Below are 21,907 nucleotides of genomic sequence, written 5' to 3' on the forward strand. Positions count from 1 at the left end.
CCCAGGGAGTCGCGGATCAGCGCGGTGTCGCCAGCCTGATGCTCGGCACCGCTGTGCAGTTCGTTGCTCAGTTCGGCCAGCACACGGCTGCTGCCGGCGACTTGTTCGGCGTTGCGCCGGATGGTGCCCACCAGATCCACCAGGTAGGCGCGCAGGCGATTGAGCGATGCCTCGATGTCGTGCAGTTCACGGTTGGTCGCCCCCAAGTGGATGTCGGCGCTGAAATCCCCTTCGGCCCAGGTCGACAAGGCCGGTGCCAGGTTGCTCAGGACTCGTGCCAGGCGTCTTTGCAGAGTGTCGATCAGCAGGGCGATCAACAGAATCAGGCCGATCATCGCGCCCTGGAGCAAGCGCACTTCGCCTTGAATCTGCCCATGCTGAGCGCGCACCACGGGCTCCAGCCCGGCGATGGCCTGCTGCACGGCGTCGATTTTCAGGTGGGTGGCGGCGCTCAGTTCGCTGCGTTGGCGGATCTGTTCGCGGGTTCGGGCCAGTTCAGCCGGGTAGCGGGCGAGCAGGCTGGCCAATTCGCGCTTGTAGCCGGTGCCGGCATCTTCGGCGACCGTTTGTTCGTTGCCTTGCAGGCCCATCATCGCGGCGAAGTCGTCGCTGTTCGACGCCTGGCTGCTCGCCACGCCGAGCAATGGCAAGGCGTCGATCAGCTCGGCCTGGCTGCGGATGTTGGTCACTTCACGCTCGACATCGACCGCCAACTCACTGCGGCCACTGCTCACCAATTTGTCCCGGGCCAGGGACAGCTTGCTCAGGTGTTGGGCCGCCGCCAGCAACGCCGGCAAGTAAGCGGCGGATTCCGGGCCGGGGCTGGCGGTGGCGTACTGGCCGAGTTGCTCCAGGCTGGCCCCCAGTTCGCGTTCCGCTTGCAGCAGCAGCGCTTGTGGATCGCCAGCCAGCTTGCCCGCCGCCAGCAGCTCGGTGTTGCTGAACACCTCGAGGCTGGCCAGGCTTGGGCGCAGGCTTTGCGCCAGCTCGGGGGGCATTTCATCCAGGCCTTGTTGCAGCGCGGCAATCGCCTGGGTGGCGCTGCTCAGGCGCAAGGCGTCGCCGCTTTGCAGGTAGTCTTCGATCTTGCGTGCCACTTGGTTCTGGAACTGCTGGGAGAGTCCCAGGTAACGCTCCATCAACAGATAAGGACGTTCCAGGGCTTTTTGCGACCACCACAAAGTGGTGCCGAGTGCGAGGCACACCGCCACTAACAGCAGGGTATTGAGATTGGTCAGCCACTTCAGGCGCATCAGGTTTCTACCGACGACAGAATGGTAAGCGCCCGAAGTTATTGCGTTCGTATTACAGCGTTATGACCAAATCGGTGGTTTCCGTGGAAAAAGTGGCACTTTGCCTTGATTGCTGCGCAGCCTGCACCCGATTGCGACCTGCCGCCTTGGCGCGATACAGGGCTTCGTCCGCCTGGCTGGCCATCATCAGGCTGTCGCTGTCTTCACTTAGGTCGACCACGCCGGCGCTAAAGGTGCACCACAGGTCTTGCGGTTGGGCTGGGTAGTGAATCTCGGCAAAGCGTCGACGGATCTGCTCGAGTACTTTGTAGGCCGATTCGATATCGGTGTCGGGCATGACGATGGCGAACTCTTCGCCGCCATAACGACCAATGAAGTCGGTCTTGCGCAGGCGTTGCTTGAGAAACAGCGCCAGGCTCTTGATCACCCGGTCGCCCATGGGGTGGCCGTGGCTGTCGTTGACCCGCTTGAAGTGGTCGATGTCGAGCATGGCAAAACTCAAGGGCTTGTTCTCGCGGCGGGCGCGGAAGCTGCAGTCTTCGAGCAGTTGCAGGATATGGGTGTGGTTATACAGGCCAGTCAGGCTGTCGCGGACCATGCGCGCCTTGAGGTTGCGGGCCCGGGCCGCGCGATTGCGCACGGTGGTGATCAGGTGGCGCGGCTTGATCGGCTTGGTCAGGAAGTCGTCGCCCCCTTCGCTCATGGCGTCCAGTTGCTTGTCCAGGTCATCCTCGGCCGACAGGTAGATGATCGGCACGCTGACATAACGGTCGTTGTGTCGGATCACCTTGGCCAGTTCGGTACCGGTGCAGGCCGGCATGTACATGTCGAGAATGATCAGGTCGGGCTGGAAGTCCGCCAACTCGGCCATGGCCTGGATCGGCTCGATCAAGGTGCGGGTAATGATCCCGGCACTGTTGAGCAGGCGCTCGGTGTACATGGCCTGGGCGCGGGAGTCGTCGATGATCAGCACTTTGTAGGGTTCGTACTGGGCGATGCAGGTCAGCACTTCGATCTTTTCCAGCAGGCTCGAGGCCTCGAGGGTGCCGGTGAGGAACTCCTGGCCGCCGGCCCGGACCGCGGCCAGGCGCGTCGGCGTGTCGGTTTCCAGCAGGCTGAAAAACAGCAGCGGCAGCTTGTGCTCCAGGCCTTCCTGGGCTTGGGCCGCCAGTTGCAGGCCCAAGCCCGGGCCCTCGAAATCGACGTCCATGACAATCGCACTCGGCAGGCGCTCGACCATCGCCGCGCGAAACGCCGCCACGCTGTCCAGGGACTGGGCACTCAGGCCAAAAAACTCCAGCTGCTTGGCCAGGCGTTCGGCACGGTCGTGATCCTGCAGCAATACGTACACCGGCTTGCGCAAGGGTGGCAGATAGGTTTGCTCGAGCTGGTCGCCCTGGCGCAGGCCGGTGCGCGACAAGCGTTGCATCAAGCGGTTGAGGTCGCTGATCAGGCCACTGCTCAAGCGTCCACGATTGGCGTCGACGGCCTGCAGGGACTGGTTGATACCGTGCGCCAACTGGGTATGTTCGGGCTGTTCGAAGCGCTCGGCGAAACGTAGCAGGCGCAGGTTGGCTTCGCTGAGCTCCGCCAGGTCGGTTGTCGACCACTCACTGCCTTGCAGGCGCTGCCAAATCTCAAGAATCTGACGTGCCTGATGAATTACCCGCTGGGCAAAGTGCTGCTTGAGGCGCTCACGGCTGGGGTCTTCTGGCTCGGTCATATCCTGACTACTAGTGAGGGTGCATGCTGAGGTCGAGTGGTGGCTCTATGCTAGCACCACTTTCCAGTTGCATGAGTGTCGCCAGTCAATATTGTGCAAAGCGACTCCATTCAGTTTATGACCGACTAGTCTCGTAGGCTCGTGGCTCTGCTTCATCTATAGTGCTCGCTCGACCGCCAGACATGCGGCGCCGTGCCAGGGCAGGATTAATCCGCTGCTGGCGAGGCACGATGGAGTAGGGTTGTGGTCGAACCGATGAACTCAAGTGATTGAAAGGATATCGCCATGCTGGACTGGAAGAACCGTGCAGGCAGCGCGCCCGAGCGCGCCGCCGAACCCAAGTCGGACACCCGCAGCTATTTGGGTGGCCTGCTGTTCAGCCGTGCGCTGGCTACGCTGATCGGTCTGTATCTGCTGGTGACCATCGGCCTGGGCTGGTACTGGAGCGAGGAGCCTGCGCTGTTCCCGGTCCAGCAGAACGCCCAGATCGCCGCTGAGAAAGACGGCAAGCAGATGGTCGTCGGCTACACCACGGTGGAAACCCTGAAGTCGGTGGCCGGTACCTTGCTGAACAAGCCAGGCGGCTACATTTCCAACGACCGGTTCCCGCCGGGCCTGTGGATGGACAACATGCCGAGCTGGGAATACGGAGTGCTGGTACAGGTCCGCGACCTGACCCGGGCCCTGCGCAAAGACTTTGCCCGCTCGCAATCGCAGTCGGCTGAAGACGCCGACCTGGCCAAGGCCGAGCCGCGCTTCAACTTCGACAACAAGAGCTGGGTGCTGCCTTCCAGTGAGTCGGAATACCAGGAAGGCATCAACTCCCTGACCCGCTATCAGGCGCGCCTGTCGGACCCTTCGCAAAAGAACGCGCTGTTCTATGCCCGCGCCGACAACCTGAACAACTGGCTGGGCGATGTCGGCACCCGCCTGGGTTCGCTGTCGCAACGCCTGTCGGCCAGTGTCGGCCGGGTCAAGCTGAACACCTCGCTGAAAACCGAAGTCGTGGCCCCAGGCCAGGTGCTGCAGGTCGACGAGGAAGTGGTGGAAACCCCGTGGATGCAGATCGACAACGTGTTCTATGAGGCGCGCGGCCAGGCGTGGGCCCTGTCGCACTTGCTGCGGGCGATCGAAGTCGACTTTGCCGATGTCCTGGCCAAGAAGAACGCCACCGTCAGCGTGCGCCAGATCATTCGTGAGCTGGAAGCCTCGCAGGAGCCAGTCTGGAGCCCGATGATCCTCAATGGCAGCGGTTTTGGTCCATTGGCCAACCACTCGCTGGTCATGGCCAACTACATTTCGCGGGCCAACGCAGCGGTGATCGACCTGCGTCAGCTGCTCAACCAGGGCTGAGTCATGGTTGATCAAGCCCGGGAGGCCGCGCACCGTGCGGCCTCGGATGCCGAGCAGATCGCCTGGGTTGACGAGCAGGACCACCTGCTCGGCTCACTGGTGCGCTCAGAGTTGCGCGAGCGCGGGCTGATCGGGCGCGGCACCTACATCATGCTGTTCAACTCCAGCGGTGAGTTGTGCGTGCATCAGCGCACCTTCAGCAAGGCGCTCTATCCCGGATTCTGGGATGTGGCGGCCGGCGGCATGGTCGGTGCCGATGAAAGCTACGCCGAGTCGGCGGCCCGGGAGCTTGCGGAGGAATTGGGGGTGAGCGGGGTGGAACTGACCGCCCACGACCATTTTTTCTTCGAGGACACCGACAGCCGCCTGTGGTGTGCGGCGTTTTCGGCGGTCTGGGACGGGCCCTTGATACTGCAGCCGGAAGAGGTGCTGCAGGCGCGTTTTATCCCCCTTGCCCAGGTCATGCAGGAAATCAGCGAAAAGCCTTACTGCCCGGACTCTTTGGCGGCCTTGAAACGCTATCTGCGGGCGCGCGGCATCGACGTCGCAAAAGATGCATAAATTGGCGCCGATTGGCTCTTAGCAAGTGAGCTTTTTGTCGTTACACTGCGCGACCTTTTGTAGGAGCGAGTGCCCGCTCCTACAGTGAAATGCTTGTTGTACCGTTCCAGTAGCGCTGCCCCTGCCTGAGTGGGGCTTCGCGGTCGATAGCCCGTGCCAACGTGGCTGCGACCAGTCTTTGTCCTCCTAAGAGGATTGCCGGTGGCCAAAAAAGCCGCATCCTTCGCCGCCCTTGGTGGCCTGGTATTTTCCACCGACGCAGGTCGACATTGCCCGGACTGTAGCCAGCCCGTGGCAGCCTGTATCTGCCAACAAACCGTTATCCCGGCCGGTGATGGCATCGCGCGCGTGCGCCGCGAAAGCAAGGGCCGTGGCGGCAAGACGGTGACCACCATCAGCGGCGTACCGCTGGCCGAAGACGCGCTCAAGGACCTGGCCACGACGTTGAAGAAACGCTGTGGCACCGGCGGTGCGTTGAAGGACGGGGTCATCGAAATCCAGGGTGATCATGTCGAGCTACTCTTGGCAGAGCTGATCAAACACGGTTTCAAAGCGAAGAAATCCGGCGGCTAGCAGCCTCTGTGAAGACCACCCGACTTGACGCAGGCCTGATCCCGATCAGCGTCGGCGGCGTCTCCATGGTTTTCACAGAGCCTGTTCTGACCGGTTTCTAAACTCAGGGCTGCATTCGAGGTCTATCCCCTCGTTGCAGGCTAATCGTCATTTTCATTCTTTAAGCTGCGCCAGCCCTCAACCCGGGTGGCGCTCTTTGACTTCATTTATAGGGGACTTCGATGTCCGTACGACGCACACGCAAAGACGATGGCAGCCAATGGACAGTTGCGGACAGCCGCAGTGTTTACGGGATTCGCCATTGGGGGGCCGGGTATTTCGCGATCAATGACGCCGGTCGCGTCGAAGTTCGTCCGAACGGTCCGAGCAGCTCGCCTATCGACCTGTTCGAGCAAGTCGACCAGTTGCGCAAAAGTGGCCTGTCCTTGCCGTTGCTGGTCCGTTTCCCGGACATTCTGCAAGACCGCGTGCGTCAGTTGACTGGCGCCTTCGATGCGAACATCGAGCGCCTGGAATACCAGAGCAAATACACCGCCCTGTACCCGATCAAGGTTAACCAGCAAGAAGCGGTGATCGAGAACATCATCGCTACCCAGGATGTGTCCATCGGCCTTGAAGCCGGTTCCAAGCCTGAGCTGCTGGCCGTGCTGGCCCTGGCGCCGAAGGGCGGCACCATCGTCTGCAACGGTTACAAGGACCGTGAGTTCATCCGCCTGGCGCTGATGGGCCAGAAGCTCGGTCACAACGTATTCATCGTGATCGAGAAAGAATCCGAAGTCGGCCTGGTGATCGAAGAAGCCGCCTCGCTCAAGGTCAAGCCACAGGTCGGCCTGCGGGTACGCCTGTCGTCCCTGGCTTCGTCCAAGTGGGCGGACACCGGTGGTGAGAAATCCAAGTTCGGCCTGTCGGCGGCGCAACTGCTGTCGGTGGTCGAGCGCTTCCGCGCCGCTGGCCTGGACCAGGGCATCCGCCTGCTGCACTTCCACATGGGTTCGCAGATCGCCAACCTGGCGGACTACCAGCACGGTTTCAAGGAAGCAATCCGTTACTACGGCGAGTTGCGCAACCTCGGCCTGCCGGTCGACCACATCGACGTCGGCGGCGGCCTGGGTGTGGACTACGACGGTACGCACTCGCGTAACGCCAGTTCGATCAACTACGACATGGACGATTACGCCGGTGTCGTGGTCGGGATGCTCAAGGAATTCTGCGACGCGCAGAGCCTGCCACACCCGAACATCTTCTCCGAAAGCGGCCGCTCCCTGACCGCCCACCACGCCATGCTGGTGGTGCAGGTGACCGACGTCGAGAAACACAACGACGACGTACCGCAGATCGAGAACAAGGAAGCGCTGCCGGAAACCGTGCAATGGCTGGTGGACCTGCTGGGTCCGACCGACATCGAGATGGTCACCGAAACCTACTGGCGCGCCACTCACTACATGAGCGACGTGGCGGCCCAGTACGCCGATGGCAAGCTGACCCTGGCCGAGAAAGCCCTGGCCGAGCAATGCTACTTCGCCGTCTGCCGTCGCCTGCACAACTCGTTGAAGGCCCGTCAGCGCTCGCACCGCCAGGTGCTCGACGAACTCAACGACAAGCTGGCCGACAAGTACATCTGCAACTTCTCGGTATTCCAGAGCCTGCCGGACACCTGGGCCATCGGCCAGGTCCTGCCGATCCTGCCGCTGCACCGTCTCGACGAAGAGCCGCTGCGCCGCGCCGTGCTGCAAGACCTGACCTGCGACTCCGACGGCAAGATCAAGCAGTACGTCGACGAGCAGAGCATCGAGACCAGCCTGCCGGTGCATGCCCTCAAGGACGGTGAAGACTACCTGCTGGGGATCTTCCTGGTGGGCGCCTACCAGGAAATCCTCGGCGATATGCACAACCTGTTTGGTGACACCGACTCGGTGAACATCTACCAGAATGCCGACGGCAGTGTTTATCACGCTGGGATCGAGACCCACGACACCATCGAGGACATGCTGCGCTACGTGCACTTGTCGCCGGAAGAGCTGATGACTCACTACCGCGACAAAGTCGCCAGCGCGCGGATCACCGCTGCCGAGCGTACCCAGTTCCTCGACGCACTGCGCCTGGGCCTGACTCGTTCTTCGTACCTGTCTTCCTGAGGTAACGAACCGCTGAAACCAGGCTGTCTGAAAATGTTCCGCGTCTTGCGGAAAATTCGGATGGTCTGGTAAGGCGATTCCTAGTTTTTTCAGCGATTTTTAATGGTGTAGCACTATCAACGATGGTGCTTCCTCATTTCATGTAGTCCATTTCCCAAGTTGTATTTCGGCACTCTACTCGGCCATGTCTCTCAGCGAGAATCCCCGGCCGCCCCTCCTGTAGAGAAAAGCCGATGTTCGATCCCCTTTACGAGCCGTCATTTCGTCTGGAGATAGCGGGTCAACCCCAGCCCCTGGTCGTGGTCGCGTTAAGCGGCAGCGAAGCCATCAGCCAACCCTTTGAGTTCCTGCTGGACTTGCACCTGGACGAGCGCCAGTTGGACCTGTCCAGCCTGATGTTTCGCGCGGCCTATCTGTGCTTCGGCACGGCGGTCAGCGGCATTCATGGACAGATCCAGGGCCTGGTGCCGCTTCACGATGAAGCACAACCTGGCCTCTGGCGTGTGACCCTGGGCCCGCGACTGGCCTGTCTGGCACGTCGCTTCACCCAGCGTGTATTCAGCGGATTGTCGGTGCCGCAGATCCTCGCCCAGGTATTGAGTGAGCACGGCATTGACGGGCAGGCTTGCCGATTCGAATTGCGCGGTGAGTATCCGGCACTGGAGTTCTGCACTCAGTACCGTGAATCCGACCTGGCGTTTGTCCAGCGCCTGTGTGGCCAGCAGTCGATTGACTACCACTTCCGGCACCGCCGAGCAGGTCATTGCCTGGTGTTTAGCGATTGCGGGCAGCACCACTGCGTGGCCGAGACGCTTAGCTTCGGGGTTGAAGGTGCCGCCGGTGTCAGGCGATTTGCAGTGCATGCGCAAGCGGACGGCATCCATGTGCAGGCAGCAACCGAGCGGCCCACAGTGCGCGCGGGGCGGCTTTTATCCTGCTCCGGACACCCCAGCACCGAGGGCACTGGCCAGTGGTTGATCACCCGGGTCGAACATTGCGCGAGCCAGCACGACGTGCCGCACTATCACAATCGACTGCGGGCCATTCCGTGGGGCGTGCCGTGCGTGCCAGCCGAATCGCCGGCGAAACCGCGCATGAGCAGCCTGCAACTCGGCTGGGTGGTGAGCGTGGACGGCCAACACCGTGATGCGCAGCAGCGGATCGCGGTGCAACTGGAGTGGCTGTACCAGGGCGAGGGCGGTCGTCCCAGTCATTGCTGGTTGCCGGTGTCTGCGCATTTATCTGTCCAGGCGATAAACGCTCTCAGGGCAGGTGTGGAGGTGTACGTCAGCTATACCGAGGGTGATCCGGATCAGCCCTTGATCTGTGGCGTGCTCGTCACGCCACTGCAGACCGGGGATAACCTGGCTGCTACCGGCTCGCCTGCGGCACGCTTGCAACTGCAGATCAGTGCGGCAGCATTCATGGGGAGCGAGCAACAGTTGCAAGTGTCGCCCGGGCCGGCACAGGCCGTTGGCCCCAGCGTTGAACGGCAATTCAAGGTCGGTTGCAGCGAAGTGAGTTTCGACGGTGAAACCTTGCGCCTGTCCAGCCCGAACATTCATCTCAAGGCCATGCAACCGCCCACGGTCGAGACCCCGAGTGCAACCATGGAGGAAGTGCCCGCGATCGCGGCCCAGGACTTGCTGACCCTGCTGCGCACCAGTCAGCCGCTGGTGTTGCTGTGCCTGCTGCCCGGTGGTGGCAGCTACAGCCATTGCCGCCAGTTCATCTGCGTGTGTCGCACGGCGACAGGTGATGGCCTGAGTGGTGCAGCATGAGCCTGACCCGCACAGCGCAATGGCTGTTGCTCGACATACCCGCCGCACCGCAGGCCTGCAGCCGGTTGCAGCACGGCTTTGCCGGCGCGGTGCGGCACGCGTTGTTTGCCAACACCGACCTGCATGGGTTGCGCGAGCAGGGGCCGCAGGTGATCGAATTGGCGAGCCACGCGAGGCTGGCCGATTGCGTCCATGATCAGCCGGAAGACTGGCCTGGGCTCCTGTTGCAGACCTCGGTGTCGGCAGGTCCGTTGCTCGAGCACTTGCGGCGCATGCTCACGGTGACCTTCGGCCTGCATCACAAGGGCCTGTTGAGCTATTACAACCCCTGGACCGCCAGCTACTTCTTCGATGCCCGCGACGCCAGTGAGTTAAGCCGCTGGTTGGGGCCGATCGACCGGTTGTACTGGTACGGCGGCACCTGGGCGGATCGGGCCATGGGCAGCCTGGGGTGGCAGCAGATGGTCAATCCGCGCCGGGCTGTAAGTGAGCTGGCGATCGAAGACAACCTCAGCCAGCACCAGCAGGATAAGTTGCAGACGTGTTTGCTGGAGCGCCATGCCTGGTCGTGGTGCCGGGCCACTGGGCATGATTATGGGGTGATCTGGTGCTGCCTCGAGGAAGGCTTGGAACAGGGCTTCACCGAGCACGCGGTGCTGGACGGCTGGTTGCGCCTGCGCCTGCAATACCCATCCGCCACGTTGCAGGTGGTTCTGCCGGGAGGCACTCAGCAGGAGCGCCTGGACAGCCTGCGTCAGCACTGGCGCAACGATCCGACTTGAAGCCGGCGTCTGCGCCAGGACGGTGGTTCACTGCGTGTGGCCGGTGAACCATTGGTCCTTGTTGCGCAGGTGCCAGGCGAATACACCCAGGGTCAGGCTGCGCAGCAACATGAACAGCAGGAATGTCAGCCACAGGCCATGGTTGCCCAGGCCTTGCAGGGCCCAGGCGAACGGCAGGACGATGACCACGGTCAACAGCATGCCGTTGCGCATTTCCCGCGCGCGGGTGGCGCCGATGAACAGGCCGTCGAGCAGGTAGCTCCAGACCGCAATCAGGGGCAGGGCGGCCAGGTAAGGCAAGTAGCAGAAAGCGGTGTCGCGCACGCTCTGGATATCCGTCTGCATTTCAATGAACAGGTGCCCGGCACACAGAAACAACAGGGCGAAGCCGGTGCTGGCGATCAACGACCAACCGCAAGCCACCACCAGCGAGCGGCGCAGGGCCTGGCGATCACGGGCGCCGATGGCGTGGCCGCACAGCGCCTCCACGGCATGCGCCAGGCCATCGAGGGCGTGGGCCGTCAACAGCAGGCCGTTGAGCAACAGGGCATTGGCTGCCACCGTCGCATCACCGAGTCGGGCGCCCTGCACCGTGATCATGAAAAATACCGACTGCAGCGCCAGGCTGCGGATGAAGATATCCCGGTTGACCGCCAGCAGCGGCCGCCAGCTCTGCCAGATCGCCAGGGCCGCCCAGGCCATATGCCCGGGAAAAGCGCGCAGGGCGCTGCGGGTCATGGCCAGGCCGAGCAGGGCGCCAGTCCATTCGGCGATCACCGACGCCCGGGCCGAGCCGACCACGCCCCACTCCAGGCCAATGACGAACCACAGGTTGAGGGCAATGTTCACCAGGTTGGTGGTCAGCAGGATCGCCAGTGGCGCGCGGGCGTTCTGGGTGCCGAGGAACCAGCCGACCAGCGCATAGCTGGCCAGGGCCGCAGGCAAGCCAAACAGCCGGGTGTGGAAAAACTCCCGAGTCAGGTGTTCGAGCTCCGCCGACGGCTGCATGAAGTGCAGCGCCACGCCACTCAGTGGCACGCCCAGGCTGCCCAGCAGCACGGCCAGCCCCAGCGCCAGCAGCAGGCCCTGCAGCAAGATCTGGCGCAAGGCCGCGCCGTCCCCGCGTCCGGCGGCCTGGGCCGCGAACCCGGTGGAGCCCATGCGCAGGAAACCCATGGCCCAGGCCAGGAAGGTGTACAGGCTGGCACCGACCGCCACGGCGCCCAGTTGGTGGGCGTGGGGCAGGTGGCCGATCACGGTACTGTCGACCAGCGCCACCAGCGGCACCGAGAGGTTGGAGAGAATCATCGGCGCGGCGAGCGCCCAGACACGGCGGTGGGTCGGGCGGTCGCGCCAGTCGTTGATCAGGGTGGACATGCAGGCTCCTTGGGCGAGCGGCATTGTAGCGGCAGATCCGCAGGGGCGGTGGTTCGGGATCAGCGGCGATCTGCTCCCGGGCGCAGAACCAAACACCCAACCGTCGGTCAATCACTCCAGCCCGGCAAGCGCTTGGGCTATAGTTCAACCCTTCGATACTCCTGCCCACGAGTGCCCCATGCTTAACAAAGGATTGTTTCTGGCCGCTGCGCTGACCTTGCTCAGTGCCTGCGATTCATCGACGCCCGGCCAACCCCCGGCCAGCTCCGCACCGGCGGCCACGGTCAGCGCCGCCAAGACGCACGCCGGGCAAGACCTGGCGGCGCTGAAGCAGCGCTACGCCGGCCGTGAGTTGAGCGTGGTGGATGTCTCGGAAATCCAGCTCGACGGTGCCAGCACCCTGTCGGTGAGCTTTTCGGTGCCGCTGGACCCCCAGCAGAAATTCGCCGACAAGCTGCACCTGGTCGACAGCAAAAGCGGCAAGGTCGATGGTGCCTGGGAGCTTTCCGACAACCTGATGGAGCTGCGCCTGCGTCACCTTGAGCCGCAGCGCAAGCTGGTGCTGACGGTGGATGCCGGATTGCTGGCGGTCAACGACGCCAAGCTGACCGGCGAATATGTCAGCCGCCTGGAAACCCGCGACCTGCAACCGACCGTAGGGTTTGCCAGCCGTGGCAGTCTGCTGCCGACGCGCCTGGCCGAAGGCCTGCCGGTGATTGCCCTGAATGTCGACAAGGTCGACGTCGAATTTTTCCGGATCAAATCCGAGTCGCTGCCAGCGTTCCTCGCCCAATGGGGTCGCAACAACAGCCTGCAAAGCTATGAGTCCCGTGAACTGCTGCCCATGGCCGAGTTGGTGTATGGCGGCCGCTTTGACCTGAACCCGGCGCGCAACACCCGTGAAACCCTGCTGTTGCCGATCGCCGGCCTCAAGCCGCTGCAGCAACCGGGCGTCTACCTGGCGGTCATGCGCGCCTCGGGCACGTACAACTATTCGCAACCGGCGACCCTGTTTACCCTCAGTGACATTGGGCTTTCGGTGCACCGCTACCAGAACCGCCTGGACGTGTTCACCCAAGCCCTGGAGGGCGGCAAGGCGCTGGACGATGTCAGCCTGGAACTGCTCGACAGCGACGGTCGCGTGGTCGGCCAGGGCAAGACCGGGCAGGGCGGCCACGCTCAGTTGCCGCTGCCGAAAAAAGCCGAAGTACTCCTCGCCCACCAGGGCCAGCAGACCAGCCTGCTGCGACTCAACAGTGCAGCGTTGGACCTGGCCGAATTCAACATCGGCGGCCCCCAGTCCCATCCATTGCAGTTCTTCGTGTTCGGCCCGCGTGACCTCTACCGCCCCGGCGAAACCGTGCTGCTCAACGCCCTGCTGCGCGATACCGACGGCAACGCGGTCAAGCCGCAGCCGGTGAGTGTCGAAGTGCGGCGCCCGGACGAGCAGGTCAGTCGCAAGTTCGTCTGGGACGCCGATGCCTCCGGCCTGTATCAGTATCAGTTGCAGTTGGCCGGCGAAGCGCCGACCGGGCGTTGGCAGTTGGTGTTCGACCTGGGCGACGGCAAGCCACAACTCTACGAGTTTCTCGTCGAAGACTTCCTGCCCGAACGCCTGGCCCTCGAACTCAAGGGCAGCGAGCAACCGATCAAACCGGGCGACACCGCGCAAATCAGCGTCAATGGTCGTTATCTCTACGGCGCGCCGGCCGCCGGCAATCGCTTGAGTGGCCAGGTGTACGTGCGACCGCTGCGTGAGGCGGTCAAGAGCCTGCCGGGTTATCAATTCGGCTCGGTGACCGAAGAGGAGCTGAGCCAGGACCTGGAGCTGGAGGAAACCGCGCTGGACGAAGACGGCGAAGTGCTGATCTCCCTGGACAGCAAATGGGCCGAAGCCAAGTCACCGCTGCAACTGATCGTCCAGGCCAGCCTGCAGGAGTCCGGTGGCCGGCCGATTACCCGGCGCGTGGTGCAACCGGTGTGGCCGGCCGAGCGCATGCCGGGGCTGCGCGCCTTGTTCGATGGCGAGGAAACCGACGGCGATGGTCCGGTCGAGTTCGAACTGTTGATGGCCAACAACCAGGGCCAGAAGCTGGCCGCCGACAACCTCAAGGTGCGCTTGATTCGCGAGCGCCGCGACTACTACTGGAACTACTCGGACAACGATGGCTGGAGCTATCACTTCAACGAGAAGTTCCTCAACCTTGCCGAAGAGACCCTGAGCATCAAGGCCGGTGACACGGCCAAGGTCAGCTTCCCGGTGGAGTGGGGCCCTTATCGGGTGGAAGTCGAAGACCCACAGACCGGGGTGACCAGCAGCCTGCGCTTCTGGGCCGGCTACCGCGCCCAGGACAACGCCGAAGGCGGAGCAGTGCGTCCGGACCAAGTGAAACTGGCGCTGGATAAACCGGCCTATGCCGATGGCGACACGGCCACGGTCACGGTAACGCCACCGGCGGCCGGAAAAGGCTACCTGCTGGTGGAGTCGGCCGATGGCCCGCTGTGGTGGCAGGAAATCGAAGTGCCGGCCGAGGGCAAGAGCTTTGCCGTGAAGCTCGATCCGAAATGGTCGCGGCACGATCTGTATGTCAGCGCGCTGGTGATTCGTCCCGGTGAGCGCAAGGCCAACGTCACCCCCAAGCGTGCGGTCGGCGTGCTGCACCTGCCGCTGGATCGGACCCAGCGCAAGCTTGGCCTGAGCCTGAGTGCACCGGAAAAAATGCGCCCCAAACAGCCGCTGAGCGTGAAGATCCAGGTCAGGAATGCCGACGGCAGCGTGCCAAAACAGGTGCACGTGCTGTTGGCTGCGGTCGATGTCGGCATCCTCAATATCACCGAGTACCCGACCCCGGATCCCTACTCCAGCCTGTTTGGACGCAAGGCCTACGGCGCTGACCAATTGGACGTCTACGGGCAATTGATCGAAGCCGGCCAAGGCCGTCTGGCCAGCCTGGCCTTTGGTGGTGATGCGGCGCTGGCCAAGGGCGGCAAACGCCCGGACACCAGCGTGACCATCGTCGCCCTGCAGAGTGCGCCGGTTACCCTCAACGAGCAGGGTGAAGGTCAGGTCAGTGTCGATATTCCGGACTTCAACGGTGAACTGCGCTTGATGGCCCAGGCCTGGACCGACGATCGCTACGGTATGGCCGAAGCCAAGACGGTGATCGCCGCGCCCTTGATCGCCGAACTCTCGGCGCCACGCTTCCTCGCTGGCGGCGACCAGACCAGCCTGGCGCTGGACCTGTCGAACCTCTCGGGCAAGGCGCAGACGCTGCAGGTGCAACTGAGCACCGAGGGCCAACTGGCCCTAGTGGACACGGCGGCCCACAGTGTGGCGTTGACCCCGGGCCAGCGCACCACCTTGCGCATTCCCCTGCGCGCCCTCGGTGGTTTTGGCCAGGGCAAGGTCAAGGTGCTGGTCAACGGCCTCGACTTACCGGGCGAGAGCCTGCCGCCGTTTACCCGGGAGTGGACCCTGGGCGTGCGGCCGGCCTATCCGGCGCTGCTCAAGCACTATCGCGCGGTACTCAAGGAGCAACCCTGGAGCCTGCCTGACAGTGAACTGGCACTGTTCGAACCGGCCGGGCGCGAAGCCTTGCTCAGCCTGTCGAGCCGGCCACCGCTGAACCTGGGCGAGCAGATCCGTGCACTCAAGGCCTACCCCTATGGTTGTTCCGAACAAACCACCAGCGGCCTGTACCCGTCGCTGTATGCCGACGCGGCGAGCCTGAAACGCCTGGGCCTGGAAGGCGAGCCGGAAGCTGCGCGCAAGCGCAAGATCGAACTGGGCATCGAACGTTTGCTGGGCATGCAGCGCTACAACGGCAGCTTCGGCCTGTGGGGCGCCGACGGGGAGGAGGAGTACTGGCTGACAGCCTACGTCACCGACTTCCTGCTGCGCGCCCGCGACCAGGGTTTCGGCGTGCCGGCCGATGCCCTGAAAAAAGCCAACGAGCGCCTGCTGCGTTACCTGCAGGAGCGCAACCTGATCGAAGTCGACTACAGCGAAAACGCCGAGCACACGCGGTTTGCGGTGCAGGCCTATGCCGGCCTGGTATTGGCCCGCAGCCAACAGGCACCTTTGGGCGCGCTGCGCAGTCTGTTCGAGCGGCGCAGCGATGCCCGTTCCGGGTTGCCACTGGTGCAATTGTCGGTGGCCCTGCAGCTCATGGGCGATCAACCACGCGCCGCGCAGGCGCTGGTCGCGGGGCTTGCGGCGACACGCAAGGCCAACGACTGGCTGGCCGACTACGGCAGCCCGCTGCGGGACCAGGCGCTGATTCTGGCGTTGCTGCAGGAATACGACCTGGACAAGGGCAAGCGCGAAGAGCGCTTGTTCGAGCTGTCCGACCAGTTGGCTGCCAGCCCGTACCTGTCGACCCAGGAGCGCAACTCGCTGTTCCTCGCCGGCCGTAGTTTGCTGGGCAAGCCTGAAGCCAACTGGACTGCGCAGTTGAGCAGTGGCACGCAAACCCGTGAGCTGAACAACGCCCAGCCCGGGCTCAAGCTGCAAGGGCCGTTGCTGGCCTCGCCGCTGACGCTGAGCAATGCCGGCAGCGAGCCGGTCTATCAACAGCTGACCATCTCCGGTTATCCACTGCAGGCGCCAGCGCCGGGTGGCGAGAACCTGAACATCCGCCGTGAGTACCTGGGCATGAACGGCCAGCCGCTGGACCTCAAGGCGTTGGCCAGCGGCGACCTGGTACTGGTGCATATCGCCGTCAGCGCCAAGCAGCGCGTGCCGGATGCCCTGGTGGTGGACTTGTTGCCGGCCGGCCTGGAACTGGAAAACCAGAACCTGGCCCAAAGCGCTGCGAGCCTGGAAAACGCCAGCAGCAAGGTCAAGGAGTGGCGTGAGTCGATGCAGAACGCCAGCCTCAAGCACCAGGAGTTCCGTGACGATCGTTACGTCGCAGCGTTGAACCTCGACGGCTATGGCACCACGCACCTGCTGTATCTGGCGCGGGCGGTCACGCCCGGCACCTATCGTGTACCGCCGCCGCAAGTGGAGTCGATGTACCGGCCGAACTGGCAGGCGGTGGGTGAGACGGTGCCAGAGATGGTAATCAAGGGCCGTTGAATGCTGCGGCTTTATCTACGAGGGGTTGGGTGGTTCAGTGAATCACCCAACTCAACACCCATAACCCCAATACCAGCCAGATGATCCCGCCGATGATCGAGGCGCGCATGAAGGCGCGGATGGCCGAGTACAGCAGCAACAGGCCGACCACCAGCGCAAGGATGCTGACGATCGACGTGTCCATGCCCAGCGCCTGTGACAGCCCTTCGACAAAGTTGCCGCCAGCGTGGCTCAAGGTGTTGAACAACCCGCTGAGTATGTCGACGATGAAGCGGATGACCGACCCCAGCGCCTGGCCGAGCCATTCGAAAAAGCTTTCTACCTGCATGTGTGCATCCTGATGAAAGAGTGGGCGTGGGTGCCAGAACTGAGTCTTTGGCTGTTGAATCTGTGGGTGAGTTCCCTTGAAGCATAGAGGTTTGCGGGTTTGATTTTTCCAATACTAACGCGGCGCCTGGGTTCGTGGTGCAAGCGGGCGTGGCGTTGGCTGCTGGGCAGCGTGGTGCTGCTGGTGGTCCTGGTGTGGCTGGCCGACCGGCTCTGGCCGTTGCCCCTGCCCAAGGACGATCTGGCGCGGGTGGTGCTGGCCGAAGACGGCACGCCGCTGTGGCGCTTCGCCGATGCCAACGGCGTGTGGCGCTACCCGGTGCAGACGAGCGAAGTCTCGCCCTATTACCTCCAGGCACTGCTGACTTACGAAGACCGTTGGTTTTACCAGCATCCCGGGGTCAACCCGCTGGCGCTGGGCCGGGCGGCGTGGCAGAACCTGAGCGGCGGTCGGGTGTTGTCCGGCGGTAGCACGCTGTCGATGCAGGTGGCGCGTCTGCTCGATCCCCATCCGCGGACGCTGTTGGGCAAGTCGCGGCAACTGTGGCGCACGGCCCAGCTGGAATGGCATTTGTCCAAGGAGCAGATTCTCAACCTGTACCTCAATCGCGCGCCGTTCGGCGGCACCTTGCAAGGCGTGGCCGCCGCCAGTTGGGCGTATCTGGGCAAGTCTCCGCAGCACCTGACCCACGCCGAAGCGGCGTTGCTTGCGGTGTTGCCACAAGCGCCCAGTCGCTTGCGCCCTGACCGCCATCCGGCCCGCGCACAAGTAGCGCGGGACAAGGTGCTGCGCCGGCTCGGTGAATTTGCCGTGTGGCCGCAGTCGGCGGTCGACGAGGCCCTGGAGGAACCCTTGCTGCTGGCGCCCCGCCTGGAGCCCAGCCTGGCGCCCTTGTTGGCGCGCCGCTTGAACCGCCCGCACAGCCCGCCGCTGATTCGCACCACCCTCGACGCCAATTTGCAGCGGCGTCTCGAGGACCTGTTGCTGGGCTGGCGCGCGCGCTTGCCTGAGCACACCTCGGCGGCGATTCTGGTGGTCGAGGCACAAAGCATGGCAGTGCGTGCCTACCTGGGCTCGGTGGACATCAACGACCCCCGGCGCTTCGGCCATGTCGACATGATCAGCGCCCTGCGCTCGCCGGGGTCGACGCTCAAGCCGTTCCTCTATGGCATGGCCATGGACGCCGGGCTGATCCATTCCGAGTCGCTGCTGCAGGACGTGCCCCGGCGTTATGGCGATTACCGCCCGGGCAACTTCTCCATGGGCTTCAGCGGCCCGGTGCCGGCCAGCAGTGCGCTGTCGACTTCCCTGAACCTGCCGGCGGTGCAGTTGCTCGAAGCCTACGGTCCGAAACGCTTTGCCGCCGAAATGCGCATCGGCGGCATGCCATTGGCCTTGCCGCCCCTGGCCGAGCCCAACCTGTCGCTGATCCTCGGCGGTGCCGGGAGCCGGCTGGAGGACTTGGTCAGCGGCTACAGCGCCTTTGCCCGTGGCGGCAAGAGCGCCACTATCCGCTTGCAGCCCGACGACGAACTGTGCGAACGGCCGCTGCTGTCGCCGGGTTCGGCGTGGATCGTGCGGCGCATTCTCAGTGGGCAGGCGCGCCCCGACCGTGACCCGCGAGCCGAGTTGGTGCAGCGCCCGGTGCTGGCCTGGAAAACCGGCACCAGCTATGGTTTTCGTGATGCCTGGGCGATTGGCGTCGGCCCGCGTTACCTGATCGGCATCTGGATCGGCCGCCCGGACGGCACCCCGGTGCCCGGGCAGTTTGGCCTGGCCTCGGCGGCACCGCTGATGCTGCAGGTACACGATGTGCTGATCAACCGTGACAGTCAGCGTGGCATCAGCGCCCCGGTGCAGCCGGTGCCCTTGAACGTCGGGGTGGCTGCGATCTGCTGGCCCCTGGGACAGCCCATGAGCCGTACCGACCCCAACTGCCGCCGCCAGCGCTTCGCCTGGACCCTGGACGGCACCACGCCGCCGACCTTGCAAGCCATGGACCAGCCCCTGGGCGTGGGCCTGGTGGAAAAAATCTGGGTTAACGAGCGTGGGCTGCGAGTCGACGCCAAGTGTCCGGGGGCGGTGGCCCGGGATATCGCCTTGTGGCCGGCACCGCTGGAGCCTTGGTTGCCGCGGGTCGAACGGCGCGAAGCGCGCTTGCCGGCCAACGATCCGGATTGCCCGGGTCCGCTGCTGGCGGCATCCTCACCGTTGTCGATCGTCGGCGTGCGCGAGGGTGATCAACTACGACGCCCGGCCGCCAGCCAGGAGTTGCTGCGCCTGAAGTTGTCGGCATTGGGGGGCAGCGGTCGGCGCTGGTGGTTCGTCAATGGCGGACCGCTGGGTGACAGCGCTAACCAGGACAGCATCAACGCGACTTTCGAACAGCTTGGCCGGGTTGAATTGAGCGTGCTGGATGAGGGCGGGCAGACGGCGCGGGTCGAGTTCAATGTCGTCGATTAGAGCGCCAGCGTGAGCAGACGGAGCTGTGCTGAATACGGTGGAGCCTGTGGGAGCGGGCTTGCCCGCGATCTGTCGCTTAGCGACAGCTTGCTTCCTGCGGTCATCCGCCCGAAGCTATACGCCTTCAGGAGAGCCCGATGAACCTTGTTGAACTGACCGAACGCCTGCACAGCATCCGCGACCGCAATGACTGGCGGCAATTTCACAGCCCGAAAAACCTCGCCATGGCCGCCAGTGTGGAAATGGCCGAGCTGGTGGAAATATTCCAGTGGCTGAGCGAAGACCAGTCGCGCCAGTTGCCGCCCGACACCCTGGCCCACGCCGGGCAGGAAGTGGGGGACATCGTGCTTTATCTGCTGCTGCTGTGCAGCGAGCTGGGGTTGGATATGGAGCAGGTGGTGCGCAGCAAGCTGGCCGACAGCGAACGGCGGTTCAGCTGATGAGCGACCGTCATTTCGATCAATTGGCGACCCGTTTCGCGGAAAAAATCTACGGCGGTGCCAAAGGCGCGATCCGCCTCGCGGTGTTGCAGGCGGACCTGGCGGAAACCTTGCCGGACCGCCCGCTGCGGGTGCTGGACATCGGCGCGGGCCTGGGCCACATGTCGCTGTGGCTGGCCGAGCGCGGCCACCAGGTGACCCTGGCCGAGCCGGCCGCACCGATGCTCGAAGGGGCGCGCCAGCGTTTCGCCGAGGCCGGACAAACTGCGACCTTCATCCAGGCGCCCTGGCAGGAACTGCTCGGCCAACTCACCGAGCCCTATGACCTGGTGCTGTGCCATGCGGTGCTGGAGTGGCTGGCCGAACCCCATGCGATTCTGCCGGTGCTGCATCAACTGACCGCGCAGGGCGGTTGGTTGTCGCTGGCGTTCTACAACCGCGACGCACTGATTTACCGCAATCTGCTCAAGGGTCACTTCCGCAAAATGCGCAAGAACGACATGGCGGGCGAGAAGCAGAGCCTGACCCCACAGATGCCTCTGGATCCGCGTGAACTGGCGACGCAACTGCAGGGCCTGTGGACGGTCGAAACCCAGAGTGGAGTGCGGGTTTTCCATGACTACATGCCCGTGGAATTCCAGGCCCGTGCCGAACTGCTCGACTTGCTGGAGATGGAACTGGCGCACCGTCGGCACCCGACATTTGCCGGGCTGGGACGTTACCTGCACTGGATCTGCCGCCCGGCCTGACCCCAATACCCGTGGAGGGCATCATGAACCGCCGCCTTGGATTGATCGCCTTGTGCCTGGGGCTTGGCGCCTGCCAGGGCAGCAACCCGTATGTCGCCAGCTCCAGGCCCTTGCCACCGGCGCCGCCGCAAGCGGCCCAGACGTTTGATCGCAGCGCCTACCCTGCGGCTCCGCGAGACTTCAGTCGCTACCGCAGTTGGGCCTGGCTCGACGGCCAGATGCCCAATGGCTCGGCCTGGGCGGACTCGGCTCAGATCGCCGAAACCGTGAGCAACGCCCTCGACCAGCGAGGCCTGCGCCCCTTGCATGACCAGCGCACGGCAGACCTGCTGGTGAGTGCCGACCTGCACCAGGAAACCCGCTTGCAGCAAGTGCAGGACGATTATGGCTATGGCGCCTACGGTGGTTACAACCGTTATGGCAACGGCTATGGCAGTGGCGTCGGCATGTACAACACGGTGCCCGTTGTGCGCACCTACCAGATCCAGGTGCTGGTGGTGCGGGTCGATCTGTACGACGCGGGCACCGGCCAACCGGTGTGGAGTGCCAGTGCTGAAACCAGCGTCGATGGAACGCAACGCGAACGCGGTGACGCATTAAGAGAAGCTGTTCAAAAGGCCGTAGCGGCGTATCCTCCTTCTTAATGACTCGCATTCGTGTGCGGGCCTGCACCGGAGAAAAACCATGTTCCGCCGTCTCGCATTTGTGGCATGTGCTGTGTTGCTCAGTGCTTGCCAGTCCAACCAGATCAATCACGACTTTGACGCCAGCCGCGACTTCGCCGCCTACCACAGTTGGACCTGGAAGGAGCCCGCCCTGCAATATCGCCCGGATGATCCACGGATCCAGAGCGACCTCACCGAGCAACGTATTCGCCAGTCGGTGGCCGATCAGCTCGACCAGCGCGGCTTGCGCCCGGCAGCCGGGAGCAGCAAGGGTGACCTTAATGTGCAGACCTACCTGATCATCGAAGAGCGCCAGCAACAGGTCACCACCAACTACGGCGGCGCCTGGGGCAACCCCTGGAACGGTTACTGGGGCGCACCGATGTACAACGAAACCCGCAATGTCAGCTACAAGGTCGCGACCATCCAGATCGACCTGCTGGACGGCAAGGACGGCAAGTTGGTATGGCGCGGCAGTGACGAACAGATGCTCAGCAGCTCCCCCAATCCCAGCGATCGCAGCAATGCGATTCGTGAGACCGTGACGCGGATCCTGAGTAACTATCCGCCAAGATAAGCACGCCTGACGGACTATCTGGCAGCGGCACTGGCAACTTGCCAGCGCTGCGCGCGTGCGTTGACTA

The 21,907-nt window shown here is 63.7% G+C and carries 15 protein-coding genes; 12 read left to right on the forward strand and 3 right to left on the reverse strand.

Going from position 1 to position 21,907, the window contains the following annotated elements; translation table 11 throughout:
• Positions 1 to 1,305: 1,305 nt before the first annotated feature.
• Complete coding sequence (locus tag PspS04_RS02965; RefSeq protein ID WP_095170177.1) at positions 1,306 to 2,976, reverse strand: response regulator; 1,671 nt, start codon at positions 2,974 to 2,976, stop codon at positions 1,306 to 1,308.
• A 285-nt stretch (positions 2,977 to 3,261) separates the two neighbouring features.
• Here PspS04_RS02965 and PspS04_RS02970 point away from each other — a divergent pair, with 285 nt between their 5' ends.
• The 6 genes from PspS04_RS02970 to PspS04_RS03000 all read left to right on the forward strand — a co-directional run bounded on the left by PspS04_RS02970 (position 3,262) and on the right by PspS04_RS03000 (position 10,161).
• Positions 3,262 to 4,329: a DUF2333 family protein gene (locus PspS04_RS02970; RefSeq protein WP_159993545.1), complete on the forward strand. Its 1,068-nt coding sequence runs from the start codon at positions 3,262 to 3,264 to the stop codon at positions 4,327 to 4,329.
• 3 nt (positions 4,330 to 4,332) lie between these two features.
• A complete protein-coding gene (locus PspS04_RS02975) occupies positions 4,333 to 4,890 on the forward strand; it encodes an NUDIX hydrolase (RefSeq protein WP_159993547.1) in 558 nt (185 codons plus the stop codon).
• Positions 4,891 to 5,091: 201 nt separating this feature from the next.
• Entirely contained in the window at positions 5,092 to 5,463 is a 372-nt protein-coding gene (locus PspS04_RS02980; RefSeq protein WP_095170180.1) for a translation initiation factor Sui1, read from the forward strand.
• 221 nt (positions 5,464 to 5,684) lie between these two features.
• On the forward strand, positions 5,685 to 7,598 hold the full coding sequence (speA, locus tag PspS04_RS02985) for an arginine decarboxylase (RefSeq protein ID WP_159993549.1): 1,914 nt from the start codon (positions 5,685 to 5,687) through the stop codon (positions 7,596 to 7,598).
• Between the two features lie 233 nt (positions 7,599 to 7,831).
• On the forward strand, positions 7,832 to 9,379 hold the full coding sequence (locus PspS04_RS02990) for a type VI secretion system Vgr family protein (protein ID WP_237234961.1): 1,548 nt from the start codon (positions 7,832 to 7,834) through the stop codon (positions 9,377 to 9,379).
• Positions 9,376 to 10,161, forward strand: coding sequence for a DUF4123 domain-containing protein (locus PspS04_RS03000; RefSeq protein WP_095170183.1), 786 nt, complete (start codon positions 9,376 to 9,378; stop codon positions 10,159 to 10,161). Before PspS04_RS02990 ends, PspS04_RS03000 begins: the two co-directional genes overlap by 4 nt.
• 27 nt (positions 10,162 to 10,188) lie before the next feature.
• Here PspS04_RS03000 and PspS04_RS03005 read toward each other — a convergent pair whose 3' ends face one another.
• Positions 10,189 to 11,538, reverse strand: coding sequence for an MATE family efflux transporter (locus PspS04_RS03005; protein ID WP_159993551.1), 1,350 nt, complete (start codon positions 11,536 to 11,538; stop codon positions 10,189 to 10,191).
• 178 nt (positions 11,539 to 11,716) lie between these two features.
• On the opposite strand from PspS04_RS03005, the gene PspS04_RS03010 reads away from it, so the two are divergent.
• Positions 11,717 to 16,618: an alpha-2-macroglobulin family protein gene (locus PspS04_RS03010; RefSeq protein ID WP_159993553.1), complete on the forward strand. Its 4,902-nt coding sequence runs from the start codon at positions 11,717 to 11,719 to the stop codon at positions 16,616 to 16,618.
• Positions 16,619 to 16,652: 34 nt separating this feature from the next.
• Here the strand turns inward: PspS04_RS03010 and PspS04_RS03015 are convergent, their stop codons facing one another.
• Positions 16,653 to 16,946 carry a hypothetical protein gene (locus PspS04_RS03015; RefSeq protein ID WP_095170186.1) on the reverse strand — a complete coding sequence of 98 codons (294 nt, stop codon included), beginning with the start codon at positions 16,944 to 16,946 and terminating at the stop codon, positions 16,653 to 16,655.
• Positions 16,947 to 17,072: 126 nt separating this feature from the next.
• Here PspS04_RS03015 and pbpC point away from each other — a divergent pair, with 126 nt between their 5' ends.
• The 5 genes from pbpC (at position 17,073) to PspS04_RS03040 (ending at position 21,840) form a co-directional block, all read left to right on the forward strand.
• Positions 17,073 to 19,409, forward strand: a complete 2,337-nt coding sequence (pbpC, locus tag PspS04_RS03020) for a peptidoglycan glycosyltransferase PbpC (RefSeq protein ID WP_159998726.1) — start codon at positions 17,073 to 17,075, stop codon at positions 19,407 to 19,409.
• A 137-nt stretch (positions 19,410 to 19,546) separates the two neighbouring features.
• Positions 19,547 to 19,849: a MazG-like family protein gene (locus PspS04_RS03025; protein ID WP_095170187.1), complete on the forward strand. Its 303-nt coding sequence runs from the start codon at positions 19,547 to 19,549 to the stop codon at positions 19,847 to 19,849.
• Entirely contained in the window at positions 19,849 to 20,598 is a 750-nt protein-coding gene (locus PspS04_RS03030; protein WP_095170188.1) for a methyltransferase, read from the forward strand. The genes PspS04_RS03025 and PspS04_RS03030 overlap by 1 nt, the downstream gene beginning before the upstream one ends.
• Before the next feature lie 23 nt (positions 20,599 to 20,621).
• Entirely contained in the window at positions 20,622 to 21,242 is a 621-nt protein-coding gene (locus tag PspS04_RS03035; protein WP_159993555.1) for a DUF4136 domain-containing protein, read from the forward strand.
• Between the two features lie 40 nt (positions 21,243 to 21,282).
• On the forward strand, positions 21,283 to 21,840 hold the full coding sequence (locus PspS04_RS03040; protein ID WP_095170190.1) for a DUF4136 domain-containing protein: 558 nt from the start codon (positions 21,283 to 21,285) through the stop codon (positions 21,838 to 21,840).
• The last annotated feature ends 67 nt before the right edge of the window (positions 21,841 to 21,907 follow it).

This window comes from Pseudomonas sp. S04 (genome assembly GCF_009834545.1).
Lineage (GTDB): Bacteria > Pseudomonadota > Gammaproteobacteria > Pseudomonadales > Pseudomonadaceae > Aquipseudomonas.